This window comes from Aliisedimentitalea scapharcae, from assembly GCF_045277565.1.
GTDB classification, from domain to species: Bacteria; Pseudomonadota; Alphaproteobacteria; order Rhodobacterales; family Rhodobacteraceae; genus Aliisedimentitalea; species Aliisedimentitalea scapharcae.
This window is the reverse complement of sequence record NZ_CP123584.1, coordinates 2,633,961-2,653,503: the sequence shown is the minus strand read 5'-3', so window position 1 is coordinate 2,653,503 and position 19,543 is coordinate 2,633,961. Positions and strand designations below refer to the sequence as shown.

The window sequence follows — 19,543 nt, the reverse complement described above, 5'->3', positions numbered from 1 at the left end:
GCACAACTGGTAACATCCCGCAAAGAAAATGGATTCTTGTCATTTGACAATTATTGCATCGCCAAAGGCGCACGACAATTGAATTGACCCTGTCGGGCCCATCTGTCATTTCAGGGAACGGCGAAATCCGACACCGGTGCAGGGACCTGTGACCCTGCGAAACCGGGGATCGGCCAGAACTTCAGGCCAGAGGGCATGAAAACATGAAGGTCATCATTTGCGGTGCGGGTCAGGTTGGCTGGCAGATTGCGCGTCATCTGTCTGGTGAATTGAACGATGTGACCGTGGTGGACAGCAATCCTGATTTGGTCCGGCGGGCCACCGAAACGCTGGATGTGCAGGGGATCGCGGGTTTTGCCTCATACCCGGATGTCCTGGATCAGGCCGGCGCGCGGGACGCGGATATGATCATCGCCGCCACCCATTCGGATGAGGTCAATATGGTCACCTGTCAGGTGGCACATTCCGTCTTTTCAATCCAGCGCAAGATCGCGCGGCTGCGGTCGCAATCCTATCTGACAGCGATCTATTCTGACCTGTACCGCCGCGATCATCTGCCGATCGACGTGGTGATCAGCCCCGAACGCGAAGTTGCAGCCGCTGCCATGCGCCGTCTGTCGGCTCCGGCGGCCTTTGACACCGAAACCTTCATGGAAGGTCAGGCGCAATTGTTGGGGATCACGATCCAGGAAGATTGCCCGGTGGTGAATACGCCACTGCGCCAATTGACGGATCTGTTTTCCACTCTGCGGTCAATTGTGGTCGGGGTGCGCCGGGAAGGCACACTGTTTGCCCCTGAACCGGGTGACCAGCTGTTTGTGGGCGATGACTGTTATGTTTTTACCCATGTGGATGATGTGGCCCGTACGCTCGAAATTTTTGGCAAAACGCAAAAACGACAGGACCGGGTGGTGCTGGTTGGGGGCGGCAATGTCGGGCTCGAAGTGGCAATCGCGCTGGAGAAAAGCACTTGGCGGGTTCGGGCCAAGGTCATCGAACGTGACCGCAAATGCGCCGAACGTGCCGCCGAGGCATTGGAGCGGACAATCGTGTTGAACGGGGACGGTCTGGACAGCGCCCTGCTGCGCGAGGCCGGGATCGAACGCGCCGATGCAATGTTGGCCGTGACGGATGATGACAAGACGAACTTGCTGGCCGCTGTACGGGCCAAGGCAGAAGGGTGCCCTTTTGCCATTGCCCTGATCAACGATCCCACGCTGGTGCCGCTGATGACTCCGCTGGGGATCGATGCCTACATCAACCCGCGCGCCACCACTGTCAGCTCGATCCTGCGGCACATCCGCCATGGTCGGGTGCGTCAGGTTTATTCTGTGGGTGACGCCGAGGCCGAGGTGATCGAGGCCGAAGTCATGTCGACGTCGCCCATGGCGGGACAGGCGTTGCGGGACATTGATTTTCCCGAGGGGGTTCTGGTTGGGGCTGTACGCAAGGGCAACGAGGTCGTGCGCCCAACCGGGTCGCTGCGGATCGAAGATGGGGATGTCGTGGCAATTTTTGCCATGGCCAAGGACGTGCCTGAGGTTGAACGCCTGATGCAGGTCTCGATCGACTTTTTCTGATGTCATGAGGGGCGGCAAGGCAAATATCAGTGTCCTGGCGCGGATGCCTCTGTTTCTGGTTATCTGGGGAATTTCGGCGCTGTCCATGTGGATCCCGGCCAGCTATGCGCTGGTTCTGGATCAACACCGGGTCGGTCAAAGCTTTTTCTACTCGGGAATCATCGGTCTGATCTGTGTCACGCTGATTGCTTTGGCGATGGGGAACCGGACGCCAAAATATGGTCTGCTGGGCCAGTTGCTGACTTTGCTTGCCACCTTTTCCGTGCTGCCGTTGTTTCTGGCGATTCCGCTGCATGACGCGTTGAAGAATACCAGCTTTCTGAATGCCTATTTCGATATGGTCAGCGCGGTGACCACCACAGGGGCGAATGTGTTCGAAGACCCCGGCCGATTGCAGGCACCGCTGCATCTGTGGCGGGCGATGGTTGGCTGGCTGGGTGGATTTCTGATGTGGGTGGCGGCCTCGGCCATTCTGGCCCCTTTGTCGCTGGGGGGATTCGAAGTAACGGCGCGCGGTGAACCGGGCCGGGCCACCGCCGCTCCCGTTCAGATGGAACGGGCAAGCCCGCGCCGGTTGCTGTTCCGGGTGACGCGCACGTTGGGGCCCATTTATGCCGGGTTGACGGTCGCGATCTGGGTCCTGCTGGTGGTGGGCGGGGACACGTCGTTAGTGGGGCTGTGTCACGCAATGTCGGTGATGGCCACCTCCGGGATTTCCCCGATCGGTGGTTTGCAGAACTCGGCCTCCGGCTTTGGCGGCGAGGCCGTCGTGTTCCTGTTCATGTTCTTTGCCCTGTCGCGACTGACCTTTTCCAATGACACGGTGACTGTGGGCGGTGGGCGTTTGGACAAGGATCCCGAGTTCAGGATTGGTTTGATTCTGGTGTTGGGGCTGCCGATTGCGCTGTTTCTGCGACATTGGTTGGCCGCCTATGATGTCAACGCCAACGAAGACAGCGCCCAGGCGTTTCGCGCCTTTTGGGGTGCCATGTTTACGATCATGTCGTTCCTGTCGACCACCGGGTTCGAAAGCGCTGATTGGAACCAGGCTCAGCAATGGTCCGGTCTGGGAACACCGGGCATGATCCTGTTGGGCCTATCTGTGATTGGCGGCGGCGTCGCGACCACGGCTGGAGGCGTCAAATTGCTGCGCGTCTATGCGCTGTATTTGAACGGACTGCGCGAAATGGAACGACTGGTGCACCCGTCTTCTGTCAGCGGTGATGGGGCGGGGAGCCGCCGAATCCAGCGCGACGGCGCGTTTGTGGCCTGGGTGTTCTTTATGCTGTTTGCCGTGTCATTGGCCGTGATCAGCATCGTCCTTGCTGCGTTGGGGTCAGGATTCGAAGAGGCGCTGGTCCTGTCGATCGCAGCACTGTCGACCACGGGTCCTTTGGTGACAACGGCGGCGGAAACCCCGATTCATCTGTCGTCGCTTCCGGTCGCGTCCAAGGTGGTTTTGTGTTTTGCCATGGTGTTGGGACGGTTGGAAACCCTGGCATTGATCGCGTTGATCACACCGAACCTGTGGCGCGGGTGATGCGCAGTTTGTTTATGATCCATGTTGGAAATGTTATTTTTCGGCTGGAAACTCTTGAAATCACGCTTCATACTCATCGTTCAGAGGGGCGCGGAGTTCCGCAGCGCGTTGCAAGAACAAAGGCGAGATAACAAAATATGGCTTCGGACAGACAGAATCTTCAGGATGCCTTCCTGAATCACGTTAGAAAAACCAAGGTCCCGGTCACGATTTTCCTGATCAATGGTGTCAAACTGCAGGGTGTGATCACCTGGTTCGACAATTTCTGCGTATTGCTGCGCCGTGACGGACAGTCGCAGTTGGTGTACAAACACGCGATTTCGACCATCATGCCTGCGCAGCCGATCAACCTTTATGATGGTGAAGACGCCTCTTGATGGAGCATGATAGGGTGCGCACCCGGGCCTGGGTGCTGTATCCGGATATCCGCAATGAACAGCATCGCCGAGATGCCGAAGCCGCGATCCATGAGGGCGTGGCACTGGCCGCTGCGTTGCCAGATCTCGATGTGGTCGGATCCAAGGTCGTGCGCTTGCCGCGCGCCCATCCGGGTTGGCTGTTTGGATCCGGCAAGATCGAAGAGCTCAAAGAGCTGTTCCACGACAATGAGGTCGAACTGGTCCTGATTGATGGGCCGGTGACCCCTGTGCAACAGCGCAATCTGGAAAAAGCCTGGAAGGTCAAGATCCTGGACCGAACCGGTTTGATCCTTGAGATTTTTTCGGATCGTGCCCGCACCCGCGAAGGTGTGTTGCAGGTGGAGATGGCAGCGCTGTCTTATCAGCGGACCCGCCTTGTGCGTGCCTGGACCCACCTGGAACGCCAACGAGGCGGTTTGGGCTTTGTCGGTGGTCCTGGTGAAACCCAGATCGAAGCGGACCGCCGAGCCATTGATGACCAGTTGATCAACCTGCGCCGTCAATTGGCCAAGGTGATCAAGACCCGGACCCTTCACCGTGCCGCCCGGGCCAAAGTGCCCTATCCGATTGTGGCATTGGTCGGCTATACCAACGCCGGAAAATCGACGCTGTTCAATCGATTGACCGGGGCCGATGTGATGGCCAAGGACATGTTGTTTGCCACCTTGGACCCGACCATGCGCCGGGTGCAGCTGCCCGAAGGATTTGAAGTCATCATGTCCGACACGGTGGGGTTCATTTCGGACCTGCCAACCGAATTGGTCGCGGCCTTTCGCGCCACGCTCGAGGAGGTTTTGGCAGCAGATCTGATTCTTCATGTGCGCGATATTTCGCATGAAGAATCCGACGCGCAGGCCAAAGATGTCGAGACAATTCTGTCGTCGTTGGGCGTCGATGACAGCCGCCCTCAGATCGAAGTGTGGAACAAGCTGGACCAATTGCCGGAAGATCAGGCCGATGCGCGTCGATCTCGCGCTGAACGCGAAGACGGGTTGCACGCCATTTCGGCATTGACGGGTGAGGGGCTGGAGGATCTTCTGGCTGAAATCTCCGAGGTCCTGCAAGGCAGTCGGCACGAAGCCGAACTGGAGCTGAATTTTGTTGATGGCAAGCAACGCGCCTGGTTGTTTCAACAGGATATTGTTCAGGCTGAGGAACAAACCGAAACCGGTTTCAGGATTACGGTTTTGTGGACGGAAAAGCAAAAGGCTCAATTCCAAAGCCTCTGATTGTGGGGTGTCTGACTTACCGATCCAAAGGGCAAGAATTTTAGGAAAAATTCTTGCCAAAAGTTTTTTTAAAACTTTTGCACCCCTCGCGGGCGCGGTCGGGGCAAACCCAACTGTGCCTGCTTTAGGGGGGTGGCGTGAGAACGGTCACGCCCACGGCTGCGGCGCGCGCCAATTCGGTATCCAGGGACATCGGGATGTATTCGCCGCGACGCCACAGCTGTGCCAGATCATCATAGTAACGTGACAGAAAGTGGCCGGATTGCCCGGTTGATGTGACAAAAACCGAACTGTCCGGGTCGGCAAAATCATAAACACCACGATATCCAGCGCCATGCACATTCTGGAATGGGGCCGGATCTGTGCCAGAGCCGCGCCCGCGTTGCAGGGTATTGTCTCCGCCGCTGGTCGATTGGCGGATATTCACGAAATACCGCAACACCGGGACCGTCCCCAAAACCGGGTGATCGTGGGTGGCCTGATGGGCATCCCCCCAGCGCAGGGATTCCAGCTGATTTCCATAGCGGTCCTGTATCCAGATCAGCGCATCGTCCAACGCCAGCCGGGACATGTCCGTGCAGGTTTCGATTGGTGCGCTTTGGCGCACGTCGCACCATTGGCCAGCCCCGTCTACATTGCGGAACACACGTTCGATGAACAGGGGTTCGACCTGAGTGAACTCCTGGGCCAATGGCCCCAGGTTGTCGACAATCAGGCGTTTCTGCAGCGCCCGAATCCAGGCCGAATAGATCAGAGGTTCGGGCAGATGTTCGTTCATCTCTCCATTCCATTCCGCCAATAGGTCCAAAGCGTCCTGGCGTGTGCGTTCAGGGGTGCCTTCGGCAGCGGGTTCACCCGTGAACCACAGGTCGGCCCCGATCAGTGGCAGCAGGGTTCGGGCGGTATAGCTGACCGTATCCAATTGCGCTTCGATAAAGCTTTCACGCGTGTGAACCTGACGGTTCTGCATCAGTTTTTCCCAACGATGTATGCGCTGGGTATCGCCCCATTCATAAGAAACATGGTTGGGAAACGGTCGTTCGAGGATCTTGTTGTTGGTATTGCCCAGAATTCCACCCCGGGGGCTGACGAATTGTGGGTTGGAGGCAAAGGATGCCCGACCTCGCCATCGGTTCTCAACGCGCCATCCCTGGCTGGGCAGGCGGCCCTTGCTTTGGTGGGCAGCATTGCGATTTGGGATAACGCCGATGGTCTTCATCGCAATGGTGGTCTGATCAACAAGTGACAGATTTTGCGAAGGTGCAATGAACCCCTCGGCAATGCGGATGGCTTCGTGCACATTTGCAGCGCTCATCAGCTGCAAGGCGGCACCGATGGTGGTGTCCTGATCGCTGAGTGCAGTCCAGCCCAAAGCAGCCACATGGCCGGGCGGGGTCACGGTTTCCAGGCTGTAATGGGTGCCGGGCAACACGGGGCCGTTTTCGGTCCAGCGCAGGGTCAATGTAATGGGTTGTTCCCCCTTGATCCGAATGATGGACGGGCGGCTTTCAAAGGGTTTATAGCCGTCGGGCGTCAGATACTCTTCGGGGGTTTGCGGGTTCAGCTTTTCGATGAACACGTCCTGATCGTCGAGATAGGAGGAGGTCAACCCCCATCCCAGCCGACCGCTGCGCCCCGTCATGACCGCGGGGACACCGGGGATGGTGGCGCCAATGACGCCGCCGCTGGCCAATTCGAGCCGGGCCAGATACCAGATCGCTGGTGCTGAAAACCCCAGATGCGGGTCGTTGGCCAAAAGCGTGCCCCCCGAGGCCGAGCGCGACGGGGCAGCGCTCCAGGCGTTGGAGGCTCCGGCCAACCCGCGTTTGGGGAAGGGGGACAGGGCCAGATCAGGCATCGGGGCCGTCGCGGCAAACCGGGGCAGATCAGGAAACAGGGTGGCATATTCAGGCAGCGCAGCGATCCCGGTTCCGGGGGCGTCGGGCAGAATATCTGCCAGCCGTGCCGGATCATCCAGCATCAGAGAGGTGCGTGCGCGCAGTACCTCGGCTTCGAGGTGGCCGGACAACTGCAGGGCCATGATCTTTATGATCGCAATGGAATCAGCCGGTTGCCAGGGGGCGACTGGCGCATTGAACAGGAACATTTCGGGCGCACCGCGTCCCAGCGCCTTGTCGTTGATTTCGGCGAGCCGGGCGTTGACGCCGGCGGCATACGCGTTCAGCGCGCTCAGCGTTTCTGGTGTCTGCGCCGAAACCGAGCTGAGCGACAACCGATACAGATCCAACCGGCGCAGCAATCGGTCAATACGCAGAGTACGCGAACCGAAAACCTCCGACAGGCGTCCCTGGGCCGTGCGGCGCAGCATGGTCATTTGCCACAGGCGGTCCTGAGCATGGGCATATCCCAAGGCAAAATAGGCGTCGTTGTCGTCCCCGTCCTGATCCGGAAAAATATGCGGGACATTGGCATTGTCGCGGATAATCTCAACTGGTGCGTTCAACCCGGTGACAGACAGGGTTTGATCATAGTCGGGCAACGATTGCGCGGCCAGGTAATACACCAGCCCAACGCCCAGAATGACGAGGAAGATCAGACCGGCTGTCAGGCGCAGGAGCCACCGAAAAACTTTGCCCATGTGTTTCAATCTCCCGGTTTACAGCGCCTTGCCCTTCTTGCCCCCGATTGCGCTCGTGGGCAAGGTTGATAGGGTGGCACCAACTTAGGAAATGATCAGACAAGGGAAAAGTGTATGGCAAAGATCGCGTTTTTGGGATTGGGCGTCATGGGGTATCCGATGGCAGGGCATTTGTTGGCCGCCGGACATGAGGTTACGGTCTACAATCGCACCTCGGCCAAAGCCGAAGCCTGGACGTCGCAACATGGGGGAACCTGGGCGGCGACACCACGCCAAGCGACGGAGGGTGCGGAATTCGTGATGGCCTGTGTCGGCAATGATGATGATTTGCGCAGCGTTTGTCTGGGCGACGATGGGGCCTTTGCCGGTATGAGCAGCGGCAGTGTCTTTGTCGATCACACCACCGTGTCGGCGGATGTTACCATCGAGCTGCATGAAATCGCGCAGGGGCATGGGGTGTCCTTTGTTGACGCGCCGATTTCGGGCGGACAGGCAGGGGCCGAGAACGGAGTTCTGTCGATCATGTGCGGCGGCGAACAGGCAGCCTATGATCGGGTGGAGCCGCTGATGGAGATCTATTCCAAGATCTGTCGCCGGATCGGTAACAGCGGCGATGGTCAAAAAACCAAGATGTGCAATCAGATCGCCATCGCAGGTCTGGTTCAAGCCCTGAGCGAGGCGCTGCATTTCGCCGAAAAGGAAGGGTTGGACGGGCGTGCCGTGGTTGAGGTCATCAGCCAGGGTGCTGCGGGCAGCTGGCAGATGGTCAACCGGCATGAAACCATGCTGGACGATCATTTTGCACATGGATTTGCGGTCGACTGGATGCGCAAGGATCTGAAAATCTGCATGGAGGCCGCGGACAAGAGCGGTGCCAGCCTGCCGGTGACGGCCCTGGTCGATCAATTCTATAAGGATGTGCAGAAATTGGGCGGCGGACGCTGGGATACCTCGTCGCTGTTCAAACGCATGCGCGAAACGGGATGAACCAGAATTTGTAAACCTAAAACAGAAAACGCGCCCGTAAAGGGCGCGTTTTCCGTCTGACGTCCGATCAATCCGGGATCAGGGAATGATCCGGGTGTATTTGGTGCCTTCCAGCGTTGCGCCCACGCGCAGACCGGCCTGACCAAACACGGCTGCAAGAACCGGCGAGCGCAGGGTATTTGTGTCGGCAGCGACGGAATCGCCCTGATCGCTGACCACATATTCCAGATCCGCACCAGCGGCCCAACCGGATCCCCGGCGGAATTCTTCCAGGGCGTCCTGGGTCATGAAGAACAGCACATGTGCATATTGCTGGGCGCCAATCTGGAACCCTGCGCTGCCCTTGACGGTGGAATAGAAATCGACGGTGTGACCGTTGATCCGCAACGCGCCACGCCCATATGCCCCGCCAAAGCCGAACCCGGCCTCGGTGACCAATGGCATGACCAGCATGCCGGTGGACTTCTCCGCCAGGGTCACGGTGTTGGGATACAGATCATACATCTGGTTCAACGTCGCGTCGACGCGGGCGTCAATCTTGGAGGCACCGGTGCCTCCAACGCCATTTCCGCAAGCGGCGGTGACCGTCAGCGCTGCGATGCCAGCCAGCGTGAAGCCACGCCGCGACACTGTGGAAGGAAAGGATTTGCTCATGTTTGTTTGCCTGTCTTCATGCCATTCTTGAACCGGTATGCTCCGGCCTTCGCCCTCTTTATAGGGGCAATGACAGGGGCTGTCACGCAACGTCAGACACAGATCGGCAGCTTGTCGCCATTTCAGGGAGCAGAAGTGTCGCCGAGAGGGTCAACCCACCGCCGGAAACCAAGGGGGCAGGCGGTGGTGTTACTGCTGCTGTTGTCTGGCAGATACGGGGATGGGCCAGTTACCCGTTCAGGATCTTGGCAACCTCGGGGGCGAAATAGCTTAGAACGCCGTCACAGCCCGCACGTTTGAAACACATCAGGCTTTCCAGCATGACCTTTTCCCCGTCGATCCACCCGTTTTGGGCTGCGGCCTGGATCATCGCGTATTCACCGGACACCTGATAGGCAAAGGTCGGCACGCCAAATGTCTCTTTGACGCGGCGACAGATGTCCAGATAGGGCATACCCGGTTTGACCATCACCATGTCAGTGCCTTCGTTCAGATCGCGTTCGATCAGGCGCAGGGCCTCGTTGGTGTTAGCCGGGTCCATCTGATAGGTTTTCTTGTCCCCCTGCAACGCGCCCGAGGCACCGACGGCGTCACGAAACGGGCCATAAAAGGCGCTGGCGTATTTGGCCGCGTAGGAGAGGATCATCACGTTGTGGTGACCCGCGGCCTCCAACCCCTGACGCATGGCCCCGATGCGGCCGTCCATCATGTCGCTGGGCCCAATGATATCCGCCCCCGACTCCGCCTGGGCCAGGGTCATCTTGACCAGTGCTTCGACCGTGGCATCGTTGATGATTTCGCCGTCCACCACATACCCGTCGTGGCCGTTGATGTTATAGGGGTCCAGCGCCACGTCAGTCATCACCGCAATATCGGGCGCGGCCTGTTTGATCGCCCGGATCGCGCGATTGGTCAGGTTGTCGGGCTTCCAGGCTTCGGCACAGTCTTCGGTTTTCAGGCTGGGATCCGTATAGGGAAACAGGCAGATCGCGGGTATGCCCAATGCCTGGGCTTCTATGGCGGCCTGCGCGATCTTGTCCACCGACCGGCGCACGACGCCGGGCATGGAGGCAACGGGTTCCACGATACCGTCGCCGTCACGTACAAAAACCGGCCAGATCAGGTCGTCCGGAGTCAGAGTATTTTCGCGAACCATACCACGAATGGCGGCGGTTTGGCGGGCCCGACGCAGGCGGGCTGCGGGAAATGGCGCGACGGTGGGTTTCATGGCGGCAAGACTCCTTGAACGTTCTGCTCTTGGGTGGCATGGAAAATCGTCGCTCACAAGAGGTGCAAACGCCGCGATGGGATGAAATCTGGCGATAAATCGGTTGAATGCCCCCTTGTGAAGCGGGGCGGGGCCACAGATAAAAGACCCGCCCGGGGTCGTTGATAAAAACCGGGATTTGAGGAACGCGCAGAAGGGTCGTTTGTATTGGACTGGTATACATCTCTGTTTGAGTTGATCGACATGCGATCCTTTTCCAACCTGTGGTTCTGGATTGCGCTGGCTGTGGTGTGGTCTTCGGCCAGCCATTGGGTGCTGGGTGTGCCCTTTGATCTGGTGCAGCGGGCACGCCGCATCGAAGGGCAGTCGATGGTGGACCTCGAGGATCTGACCCGGATCAATGTGAACCGGCTTTTGTATATCGGCCGCGTTTCAGGATTATGGGTCATGGGGTTGACCTGTTTCATCTTGTCAGCGTTGGCGGTTCTGGGTTTTGCCTATGAATTGGAGATTGCTCAGGCGTTGTTCCTTCTGGGATTTCCGCTATCGCTGGTCGGACTGTTGAATCTGTCGACCGCGCGATTGATTGAAACAGAGCATTTGCGCGGCGAAGCATTGTGCAAACGGTTGACGCGGTGTCGGCTGTATACCCAGATGATCGGAACACTGGCGATCTTTGTCACCGCGTTGTGGGGCATGTATCAGAACCTGTCGATCGGTGTTCTGGGCTGAGCGAGACGGACCAAAAAAGGAAGCGCGCGATGGAACCCGCACGAATAGTCATGGGCGGTGCCCCCGAAGGGTATGACGCGCGTCTGATCTTGCGCGAAGTTGCCAAATCCGGCAATCCCGTCGTGCATGTGGCGCGCGATGACAAACGGCTCGAGGCGATGCGTGCCGCGCTGGCGTTTTTTGCGCCGGATATGCCGGTGATCCTGTTTCCGGGGTGGGATTGTCTGCCCTATGACCGGGTGTCGCCCAATGCCGACATTTCGGCGGCGCGCATGGCGACGCTGGCCGGATTGGTGCATGGAATGCCGTCCCAATTCGTGCTGCTCACCACGTTGAATGCTGTGACCCAACGGGTGCCAGCGCGCAATGTTCTACGCGAGGCGGCGTTTTCTGCGACGGTCGGCAATCGGGTAGACGAAGACGGCCTGCGCAAATTTCTGGTCCGCATGGGCTTTACTCAAAGCCCAACGGTGATGGAGCCGGGGGATTACGCGGTGCGTGGTGGCATCATCGACATCTTTCCCCCCGGTGAAAGCGGCCCCGTCAGGTTGGATTTGTTCGGTGACATACTGGACGGCGCACGCCGGTTCGATCCGGCCAATCAACGCACCACCGAAAAGCTGGAACAGATTGAATTGGCTCCGGTGTCCGAAATCATTCTGGACGACAGCGCCATCACCCGGTTTCGCCAGAATTACCGCGTTGAATTCGGAGCCGCCGGTACAGATGATCCATTGTACGAGGCAGTAAGCGCCGGGCGTAAACATCAGGGCATCGAACATTGGTTGCCATTCTTTCACGCCGAACTGGAAACCCTGTTTGATTACCTGCCAGAGGCGACCGTGACACTGGATGATCAGGTCACGCCTGCGCGGTTGGCGCGCTGGGACACGATTGCGGATCAATATGAGACCCGCAAGATCGCCATGCAGGCCAAGGGGCGGATGGATTCAGTTTATAAGCCGGTGCCGCCTGACTTGCTGTATCTGGATGATGCGGCGTGGGAGCAGGTCACCGCGTCCCAACGTGTGGTTCAGCTTCATCCGCTATCTCAGGCCTCGGGTCCGGGCGTGGTGGATGCAGGCGGGCGGATCGGGCGCAACTTCTCTCCCGAACGCCAGTTGGAAAATGTCAGCCTGTTCGGGGCTTTGGCCGATCATATCAAGGCAAAACTGCAAAAAGGTCCGGTTGTCGTCGCCTCTTATTCCGATGGGGCGCGCGAACGTCTGACCGGGTTGATCGAAGACGAGGGTCTGGCCGAAGTCATCGCAATCCGTGATGGCACGCGGGTTGGAAAATCCGGTCTGCATCTGGCGGTCTGGGCGCTGGAACATGGGTTCGAAGCGCCCGATATGACGGTGATTTCGGAACAGGACGTGCTGGGCGACCGCCTGATCCGTGCCCCTAGGAAACGGCGCAAGGCCGAAAATTTCCTGACCGAAACCCAATCGCTGACACCCGGAGATCTGGTGGTGCATGTGGACCACGGGATCGGGCGCTACAAAGGGCTCGAAGTGGTCACGGCGGCCGGGGCTGCGCATGAATGCATCCTGTTGGAATACGCCGAACACTCAAAGCTATATTTACCGGTCGAGAACATCGAACTGTTGTCCAAATACGGCCACGACGAAGGGCTGTTGGATCGACTGGGCGGTGGGGCCTGGCAGGCGAAAAAGGCCAAGCTCAAGGAACGTATCCGCGAGATGGCGGACAAGCTGATCCGGATTGCCGCTGAACGCGCCCTGCGCAAGGCACCGATCATGGATCCGCCGCCGCATGCGTGGGAGGAATTCAGCGCCCGTTTCCCTTATCAAGAGACCGATGACCAGCTGCGCGCCATCAATGATGTCATGGAGGATTTGCATTCTGGCCAGCCGATGGACCGGCTGATCTGTGGCGACGTGGGGTTCGGCAAGACCGAAGTTGCCATGCGCGCCGCCTTTGTTGCGGCGATGTCGGGTTTGCAGGTTGCGGTGATTGCGCCCACGACATTGCTGGCCCGCCAACATGCGGCATCCTTCATGGAGCGGTTCCGGGGGTTCCCGCTGGAGGTCCGCCAGCTCAGCCGGTTTGTGTCTGCCAAGGACGCACAGGCCACCCGCGATGGCATGGCACGGGGCACAGTGGATATCGTGGTGGGCACCCACGCGTTGCTGGCCAAAGGTATCCGGTTCCAGAACCTTGGCCTGTTGATCATCGACGAAGAACAGCATTTCGGCGTCACGCACAAGGAACGGCTGAAACAATTGCGCAGCGACATCCACGTGTTGACTCTGACCGCGACCCCGATCCCGCGCACATTGCAGCTGAGCCTGACCGGTGTTCGCGACCTGTCGATCATCGGCACGCCGCCGGTGGATCGGTTGGCAATCCGCACCTATGTCAGCGAATTCGACGCCATCACTCTGCGCGAGGCATTGCTGCGGGAACATTATCGCGGCGGGCAAAGTTTTTATGTGGTGCCCCGTATCAGCGACCTGCCGGACATCGAACAGTTTCTCAAGGATCAGCTGCCGGAGCTGTCGTATATGGTGGCGCATGGCCAGATGGCCGCCGGAGAATTGGATGACCGGATGAATGCGTTCTACGACGGGAAATACGACATCCTGCTGGCCACGACGATTGTCGAAAGCGGGTTGGACATTCCAACCGCCAACACGATGATTGTGCATCGCGCCGATATGTTCGGCCTGGCGCAGCTTTATCAGATCCGGGGCCGGGTGGGGCGATCTAAAACCCGCGCTTATGCCTATTTGACCACCAAACCGCGGATGCGTTTGACACCTGCTGCAGAAAAACGCCTGCGGGTTCTCGGATCGCTCGACACTTTGGGGGCCGGGTTTACTCTGGCGTCTCAGGATCTGGACATTCGGGGGGCAGGCAATCTGCTGGGCGAAGAACAGTCTGGCCAGATGCGGGATGTGGGGTACGAGCTGTATCAATCCATGCTGGAAGAGGCGATTGCCAAGATCCGCGCCGGAGAGATGGAAGGCCTGTCAGAGGCCGACGATCAATGGGCACCGCAGATCAATCTGGGTGTGCCGGTGCTGATCCCCAACGATTTTGTGCCGGATCTGGATGTGCGTCTGGGTCTTTACCGCCGTCTCAGCTCGCTCACCACCAAGGTCGAATTGGAAGGCTTTGCCGCCGAGTTGATTGACCGGTTCGGCAAGCTCCCGCGTGAGGTCAACACATTGCTGTTGGTGGTGCGGATCAAGGCGATGTGCAAACGTGCCGGGATTGCAAAATTGGACGGCGGCCCCAAAGGCGCGACAATCCAGTTCCACAACGACAAATTCGTGTCACCCGAAGGGCTGGTAGAGTTCATCCAGGGCCAGAACGGTCTGGCCAAGGTGCGAGAGAACAAGATCGTGGTGCGGCGCGATTGGCGCAATGACGCGGACAAGATCAAAGGGGCATTCGCCATCGCCCGTGATCTTGCTGAAAAAGTGGTCGCCGCAAAGAAAAAGGCCAAGGCAAAAGCCAAGGCCTGATTCCGTCTTTTAATTCCAACTTTAGTCCTGCGCCGGGGTGGGGTCTTCGACAGCCGCAGGCTCTTCAACCGTTGTTGGCGTTTCTGGTGTTGCCGGAGCAGGTGCAGGTGCAGGTGTGGTTGGTTCAGCCGCTTCGGGAGGAGCTTCGGCCAGCCCCAGCTTGTAGGCTGTCATCTGATCGACGAACCCGGTTGGCTCCAGTTCATAATCATACTGGAACCACTGAAGTGCGGTTTCAGTTCCGCTGCCAAAGACGCCATCTGTACCACCGGTGTCATATCCGGCTTCGGTCAGGGCCATCTGCAACGAGCGCACGACCGCCCCACGAGTCATGGGTTCCGTCAGAGACAGACCAATGACCGAGGTCGGTTCCGCAGTTTTTTCTCCCGGTGCGTCGGACACGATCTCATAGACTTGTTCGTCCTGATAGTAGGTCGACCGGTACAGAACACCGTCACATTGATACAGCGTCTCTCCGCCATCCTGAACCTTTTGACAGTCCTGGTCTTCGGGCAGGTTCGAGGCATAGACCAAGGTGGAACCGACGATCGCCGCTGTAAAGAACCAGCCCCAGCTGGGGTTATAATGATAGGGTCCCCAATGGCTGTGCGGCGGACGGTAATACGGTGGCCGGTAATAAGGCGGGCGATATCCGGGCGGACGATATCCCGGTGGGCGATATCCTGGCGGCCGGTGAATAGGGGGGCGCACGCCGGGTGGGCGCGTACCGGGCGGGCGGTGTCCGGGCGGACGGGCACCGGGGCGATGTGCTGCGCCTGGTGGACGTGAACCTGGTGGACGAGACCCTGGCGGTCTGGCACCGGCGGGCCGATTGCTGGGGCGGGTGCCGGCTTCGGGTCGGTTTGGCCGGGTTCCCGCACTGGGACGGCTGGGTGCGGGGCGCGCCTGGGCAGGACGGGTGCTGGGCCGGCTGGTTGCAGGCCGTGTGCTGGGTCGGCTTGTGGCCGGGCGCGTTGCACGGTTGGACGGACGTGACGTTGCGGGACGGGACCGTGCTCCGCCAGAAGGCCGGCTGCGTGCACCGCCACCGGAAAATCCACCGGCGCGACCGTGCCCGCCCCGGGCTTCGGCCCAATCTGCGGACGGAGCCAGCCGGATTACGCTTTCGGGCGAGGTACCAATGGCCAGAGCCATGATCACCAATCCGAGGAATGCTTGCTTCAATGACCTGAACATCACTCGTCTCCCTCTTGCGGACCGGAATTTGCATCGTCAAGGACAGGTTTTGGCCAGGCCATGCGGCTTGCGTCTTCGTCTGGTGTGTAGGCGAAGACATTGGGATCATAATCCGGGTCAAACACCCAGTCGTGGAAATACACCCGGTATTGCGGCCATCCCTGTTGGTAGGGATCGGTGCCAACCAGCATGACCAGCTCGGGGCGCTCTGCATCGGTCGAAATCCACAGCTGCCAGTCGTGATCATAGTTGGACGCGGCGATATGATGGACTTCGCGACCGGCAATCCGGGTCACGCCCAGATAGGCGGCGCTTTCGGCGGATTCCAGCCATTCACCTTTGGACCGGTTCGAAAGAATGGACCAGATCGGCAGCGCCATATCGTATTCGTCGCGAATGCGGACAATCAGATCTTCATACGACCCTTCGAATGGGGCCAGAACATAGGAATTTGCATCCGGATCAACGATGTAAAATGCGGCTCCATCAAAATAGAAATCCCGGCTCTTGAGCCCATTTTCCGTTGCGGAAACAAACCCTTCTGACCGGGAAAGAAAGGTGAAGCCGCTTCGGACATCGGTCAGTTTCTCGCGGCCATCGACAACGGTGTCATAGGTCACGAACCAATTGACCTGCAGCTTGTCCTGGTTGGAGAGAAAATCGGTTGCCGCCTGGATCAGGTCGCGCGCCTGGGCGTCGATCGGATCGTCGGCCGGACCGGTATTGTCTGCCGTTTCAGCTGGCAATGCAGTGGCAAATGGAAGCGCGAACACAACACCAAGTGCGACACGTCGTAAGGTTGAAATAGCTAACATATTGAAAGTCCCTAATAAGACGCTCACAACCATGTTATGAGCAAGCCGTGGCTTTCGGCAAGGAAATTGTCCCTCGGGCTTTTGGGGTCCTTACGTCATGGCAACCTGCGCACAGCCGCACGAAGCCCGGATACCAGCATCGGCCCGAGACTGTGCCAGATCCAGACGCTGTTTGATCTGAGGCAATTCAATCGTGTCGCCGCGTGCCACAAGACAGTCGTGCAACCCTTTGAGAGACCAGACATTATCGGGATGAATGGATGCCCGAGACAGGCTGCCACCCAGCCCCAGATCTTCGCGGTAGACGGCTTCGGCCTCTGCGACGCGTCCCTGTTCGAACAGAAGCGCACCCAACGCGTGGCGTGTCGGCTGCATCCAGCCCCAAGGTTCGTCATACGGCAACGTGTCGTCCAGTTCGACAGATTTACGCAGATGCGCATAGGCGACGTCATGATTTCCCTTGCGGTACTCGATCTCGCCACGCAGCATTTGTGTCGCGATTTCAAGCAGATCCGAAACACAGTTGTTGTGCAGGAGGCGGGTGTCTGGCACGCGTGCCTTGGCCGCCAGAAACAACGCCTCTTCGGCTTCGGCCTCGGCGACGCATCCGGTGGCGGCATATCCGATGGCGCGGGCATAATGGACCGTGGCAGTCAGGGTGCAGAACAAATCCGGGTCTTTGGGCAGCTCCAGTGCGATGCACTCCTGCCACCGCCCAAACCGGATCAGAATATGCGGTCCCATGGACATATAGCTTTCGAAATAATCGGCCATCGGCGGGCTTTCGACCTGCAACATCTCGATGGGCGTGGTGTCCCACATCCCTTGATTGGCCTGCAACGCCGGGCCCATCTGTCCCAGAAACAATGCGCCATAGATGACGAAGTGGTAATTGTGCTGACGATAGCCGGTGTAAATGTTGAATGCGCCTTCGCGGGCATAATACTTCAGGTCCGCCTCGATGGCTTTTTGATTCCAATACACGACGTTGTGAAAATGACCGCACTGCACATCGATATGAGTGGGCATATGGACCAGGTGGCCAGCATCTGGGACCAGCGTGCGAAGAATATCCCCGGCCTTGAGAGCCTTTTCCGGTGTCGGCGACATCTCCATCAAATGTACATAGAGATGCAGCAGGCCGGGATGGGCCATGGCGTCCGGATCCTGGGCCATGGCCGTTTCCATGACGTCCTGCGCCTCCACCGTGGCGGCACCTTTGGCTGGTTCACCCGTTTTCAGATCCCACATTTGCCAGGGGGTCAGGTTGAGCAGGCTTTCGGCATAGACTGTGCGCAGGTCCAGGTGGTCGGGCACCTTGGCAAATGCCGCACGCATCGCATCGGCAAAATCATGGTTCCAGGGGTGCATGTCTTCGACAAGTTCGCGTTGGGGATAGCGGGCGGGCAGGGCACGGATCAGCGCTACTTCGGCCGCAGTGCACCCGTCCAAGCAAGAGAGCGCCGCCTGCGTTGCGTCATACGAAGTCGCCAGCGCCGTCGCACGCCCTTCGGCATCAAACAGCTGCCAGGGCATATTGTAATTGGGTCCGGCGGAATAGGCGACGCCCCAATGGGCCATCGCGCATTCGGGATCATGTTCCAGCGCCTTTTGAAAACAGCGCACGGCTTCTTCGTGATTGTACCCATACGTCCAGATCAGGCCGCGATCAAACCACAGTTGGGCTTTGGGTGATTGGGTGGTCACAGGGCAACTGTAATTGCCCAGTTCATAATATTCGTTCATATCTATTTCCCCCACAATGGCCGAAAGAATAGGGGATCAGCCGCATTTTTTATAGGGGTCAGGCAGGCAGACGGTTCTCCACACGCCCCATGTACAGCATCAATCCATAGGCAAGGATGCACATGACCAGGATCCCAGCTGTCAGCGGGAACAGGGAACCATTGAACATCTGACCAATGGGGGCTGCGATTGCGGCCGCGATCACGGTCGAAATCGCACCAATGACCGAAGCCGCCATGCCCGCGATATGGCCCATCGGCTCCATCGCCATGGCGTTGAGGTTGCCCAGCGTGGTGCCGGCCATGAAAAAGATGCTGGTCTGCCAGAACACAAACAAACCAAAACCCGCGTCCTGGGACAGGTCCATGCCCCCGGCAACCAGCATCACACCGCTCAGCAGGATCTGAACACCCAAGGTCCAGGTGACCATCCGGCGCATCCCCAATCGCACCACCAGCGCGGCGTTCAACAGACTTGCCGAGCCGGACACAATGGCAACCCCACCAAACCAGATGGGAAAGCTGTCGGCCCGGTCATAAACCACGTCATAGACGGGCTGCACCATGGTGAGCATGGTGAACAGCGTTCCCAGACACAGGCTTTGGACCAGGATCGAAAGGCGGACACTGGGGTGGGCAAACATTTCTCCGACGGCCTTGACCAGCAGCGGTCCCCGGAACGGACGGCGGTTTTCGCGCGGCAGGGATTCAGGCAGACGCAGACCCAACCAGAACACCGAAATCATCGAGAACAGGATGAAGGCAAGAAAGATGCCGCGCCATCCTGTTATGGCTATAATGCCTGCGCCCAACAATGGTGCCACCGCAGGAACGAGGGTAAAGATCATCATAGCAATAGACACGATCCGCGCCATTTCGCGCCCTGAAAACAGGTCACGCACAACCGCCATTGCCACAACACGCGGACCCGCGGCACCCAGACCCTGGGCAATCCTTGCGGCCAGTACCACTTCGAGCGACGAACTGGTCCAGGCCACAAAGCTGGCCAGGATATACAATGCCGCCCCCCATAGATCACTGGTTTGCGCCCGAAACTGTCAGACAGAGGTCCGGTAAAAAACGTACCGACCCCCATGCCCAACACAAAAGAGGTCAGGATCAATTGGGCCCGATTCAGGTCATCGGGGCTGAGTTCCCCACCGATTTCGGGCAGGGCCGGTAACATCGAGTCTATGGAAAAAGCGATGGTGGCAAACATCATCGCGATCAACGCAACAAATTCCGCCCGATGCATTCGGTGGCTCATGGACCGCTCCAATCTGTTTCGAAAGCGCGGGCTGGCCCCAGATAAGCCGGGGTGGGC

At 58.8% G+C, this 19,543-nt stretch carries 13 protein-coding genes and 1 pseudogene; 7 read left to right on the top strand and 7 right to left on the bottom strand.

Going from position 1 to position 19,543, the window contains the following annotated elements; genetic code table 11:
• The first annotated feature begins 203 nt into the window (after positions 1-203).
• The 4 genes from trkA to hflX all read left to right on the top strand — a co-directional run bounded on the left by trkA (position 204) and on the right by hflX (position 4,768).
• Positions 204-1,580 (top strand): Trk system potassium transporter TrkA, encoded by a 1,377-nt coding sequence (gene trkA / locus QEZ52_RS12465; RefSeq protein ID WP_406644674.1) that lies wholly within the window; start codon positions 204-206, stop codon positions 1,578-1,580.
• 43 nt (positions 1,581-1,623) lie between these two features.
• Positions 1,624-3,120, top strand: coding sequence for a TrkH family potassium uptake protein (locus tag QEZ52_RS12460; protein WP_406644673.1), 1,497 nt, complete (start codon positions 1,624-1,626; stop codon positions 3,118-3,120).
• Between the two features lie 137 nt (positions 3,121-3,257).
• The gene (gene hfq, locus QEZ52_RS12455; protein ID WP_406644672.1) at positions 3,258-3,497 is read left to right on the top strand and encodes an RNA chaperone Hfq; all 240 of its coding nucleotides are present in this window, start codon (positions 3,258-3,260) and stop codon (positions 3,495-3,497) included.
• Positions 3,497-4,768, top strand: coding sequence for a GTPase HflX (gene hflX / locus QEZ52_RS12450; RefSeq protein ID WP_406644671.1), 1,272 nt, complete (start codon positions 3,497-3,499; stop codon positions 4,766-4,768). The genes hfq and hflX overlap by 1 nt, the downstream gene beginning before the upstream one ends.
• Before the next feature lie 124 nt (positions 4,769-4,892).
• Here the strand turns inward: hflX and QEZ52_RS12445 are convergent, their stop codons facing one another.
• Complete coding sequence (locus QEZ52_RS12445) at positions 4,893-7,367, bottom strand: penicillin acylase family protein (RefSeq protein ID WP_406644670.1); 2,475 nt, start codon at positions 7,365-7,367, stop codon at positions 4,893-4,895.
• A 114-nt stretch (positions 7,368-7,481) separates the two neighbouring features.
• Between QEZ52_RS12445 and QEZ52_RS12440 the strand changes: the two genes are divergently transcribed.
• Positions 7,482-8,354, top strand: coding sequence for an NAD(P)-dependent oxidoreductase (locus QEZ52_RS12440; protein ID WP_406644669.1), 873 nt, complete (start codon positions 7,482-7,484; stop codon positions 8,352-8,354).
• A gap of 78 nt (positions 8,355-8,432) precedes the next feature.
• Here QEZ52_RS12440 and QEZ52_RS12435 read toward each other — a convergent pair whose 3' ends face one another.
• Both QEZ52_RS12435 and hemB read right to left on the bottom strand, forming a co-directional pair.
• Positions 8,433-9,008 (bottom strand): YSC84-related protein, encoded by a 576-nt coding sequence (locus tag QEZ52_RS12435; protein ID WP_406644668.1) that lies wholly within the window; start codon positions 9,006-9,008, stop codon positions 8,433-8,435.
• Positions 9,009-9,237: 229 nt separating this feature from the next.
• Positions 9,238-10,236 carry a porphobilinogen synthase gene (gene hemB / locus QEZ52_RS12430; protein ID WP_406644667.1) on the bottom strand — a complete coding sequence of 333 codons (999 nt, stop codon included), beginning with the start codon at positions 10,234-10,236 and terminating at the stop codon, positions 9,238-9,240.
• A 207-nt stretch (positions 10,237-10,443) separates the two neighbouring features.
• On the opposite strand from hemB, the gene QEZ52_RS12425 reads away from it, so the two are divergent.
• Complete coding sequence (locus QEZ52_RS12425) at positions 10,444-10,968, top strand: component of SufBCD complex (RefSeq protein ID WP_406644666.1); 525 nt, start codon at positions 10,444-10,446, stop codon at positions 10,966-10,968.
• A gap of 29 nt (positions 10,969-10,997) precedes the next feature.
• A complete protein-coding gene (mfd, locus tag QEZ52_RS12420; RefSeq protein WP_406644665.1) occupies positions 10,998-14,462 on the top strand; it encodes a transcription-repair coupling factor in 3,465 nt (1,154 codons plus the stop codon).
• A 21-nt stretch (positions 14,463-14,483) separates the two neighbouring features.
• Here mfd and QEZ52_RS12415 read toward each other — a convergent pair whose 3' ends face one another.
• The 4 genes and pseudogenes from QEZ52_RS12415 to QEZ52_RS12400 form a co-directional block, all read right to left on the bottom strand.
• Positions 14,484-15,659 (bottom strand): peptidoglycan-binding protein, encoded by a 1,176-nt coding sequence (locus QEZ52_RS12415; protein ID WP_406644664.1) that lies wholly within the window; start codon positions 15,657-15,659, stop codon positions 14,484-14,486.
• Positions 15,659-16,474 (bottom strand): DUF2092 domain-containing protein, encoded by an 816-nt coding sequence (locus QEZ52_RS12410; RefSeq protein WP_406644663.1) that lies wholly within the window; start codon positions 16,472-16,474, stop codon positions 15,659-15,661. The genes QEZ52_RS12415 and QEZ52_RS12410 overlap by 1 nt, the downstream gene beginning before the upstream one ends.
• Before the next feature lie 90 nt (positions 16,475-16,564).
• Positions 16,565-18,220 carry a tetratricopeptide repeat protein gene (locus tag QEZ52_RS12405; protein ID WP_406644662.1) on the bottom strand — a complete coding sequence of 552 codons (1,656 nt, stop codon included), beginning with the start codon at positions 18,218-18,220 and terminating at the stop codon, positions 16,565-16,567.
• A 58-nt stretch (positions 18,221-18,278) separates the two neighbouring features.
• Positions 18,279-19,486, bottom strand: a pseudogene (locus tag QEZ52_RS12400) (multidrug effflux MFS transporter).
• Positions 19,487-19,543: the final 57 nt, after the last annotated feature.

Excerpts from the sequence above, each read along its gene's own strand:
- trkA (WP_406644674.1), top strand. The coding sequence starts at position 204 with ATGAAGGTCATCATTTGCGGTGCGGGTCAGGTTGGCTGGCAGATTGCG.
- QEZ52_RS12460 (WP_406644673.1), top strand. The coding sequence starts at position 1,624 with ATGCCTCTGTTTCTGGTTATCTGGGGAATTTCGGCGCTGTCCATGTGG.
- hfq (WP_406644672.1), top strand. The coding sequence starts at position 3,258 with ATGGCTTCGGACAGACAGAATCTTCAGGATGCCTTCCTGAATCACGTT.
- hflX (WP_406644671.1), top strand. The coding sequence starts at position 3,497 with ATGGAGCATGATAGGGTGCGCACCCGGGCCTGGGTGCTGTATCCGGAT.
- QEZ52_RS12445 (WP_406644670.1), bottom strand. The coding sequence starts at position 7,367 with ATGGGCAAAGTTTTTCGGTGGCTCCTGCGCCTGACAGCCGGTCTGATC.
- QEZ52_RS12440 (WP_406644669.1), top strand. The coding sequence starts at position 7,482 with ATGGCAAAGATCGCGTTTTTGGGATTGGGCGTCATGGGGTATCCGATG.
- QEZ52_RS12435 (WP_406644668.1), bottom strand. The coding sequence starts at position 9,008 with ATGAGCAAATCCTTTCCTTCCACAGTGTCGCGGCGTGGCTTCACGCTG.
- hemB (WP_406644667.1), bottom strand. The coding sequence starts at position 10,236 with ATGAAACCCACCGTCGCGCCATTTCCCGCAGCCCGCCTGCGTCGGGCC.
- mfd (WP_406644665.1), top strand. The coding sequence starts at position 10,998 with ATGGAACCCGCACGAATAGTCATGGGCGGTGCCCCCGAAGGGTATGAC.
- QEZ52_RS12415 (WP_406644664.1), bottom strand. The coding sequence starts at position 15,659 with ATGTTCAGGTCATTGAAGCAAGCATTCCTCGGATTGGTGATCATGGCT.
- QEZ52_RS12410 (WP_406644663.1), bottom strand. The coding sequence starts at position 16,474 with ATGTTAGCTATTTCAACCTTACGACGTGTCGCACTTGGTGTTGTGTTC.
- QEZ52_RS12405 (WP_406644662.1), bottom strand. The coding sequence starts at position 18,220 with ATGAACGAATATTATGAACTGGGCAATTACAGTTGCCCTGTGACCACC.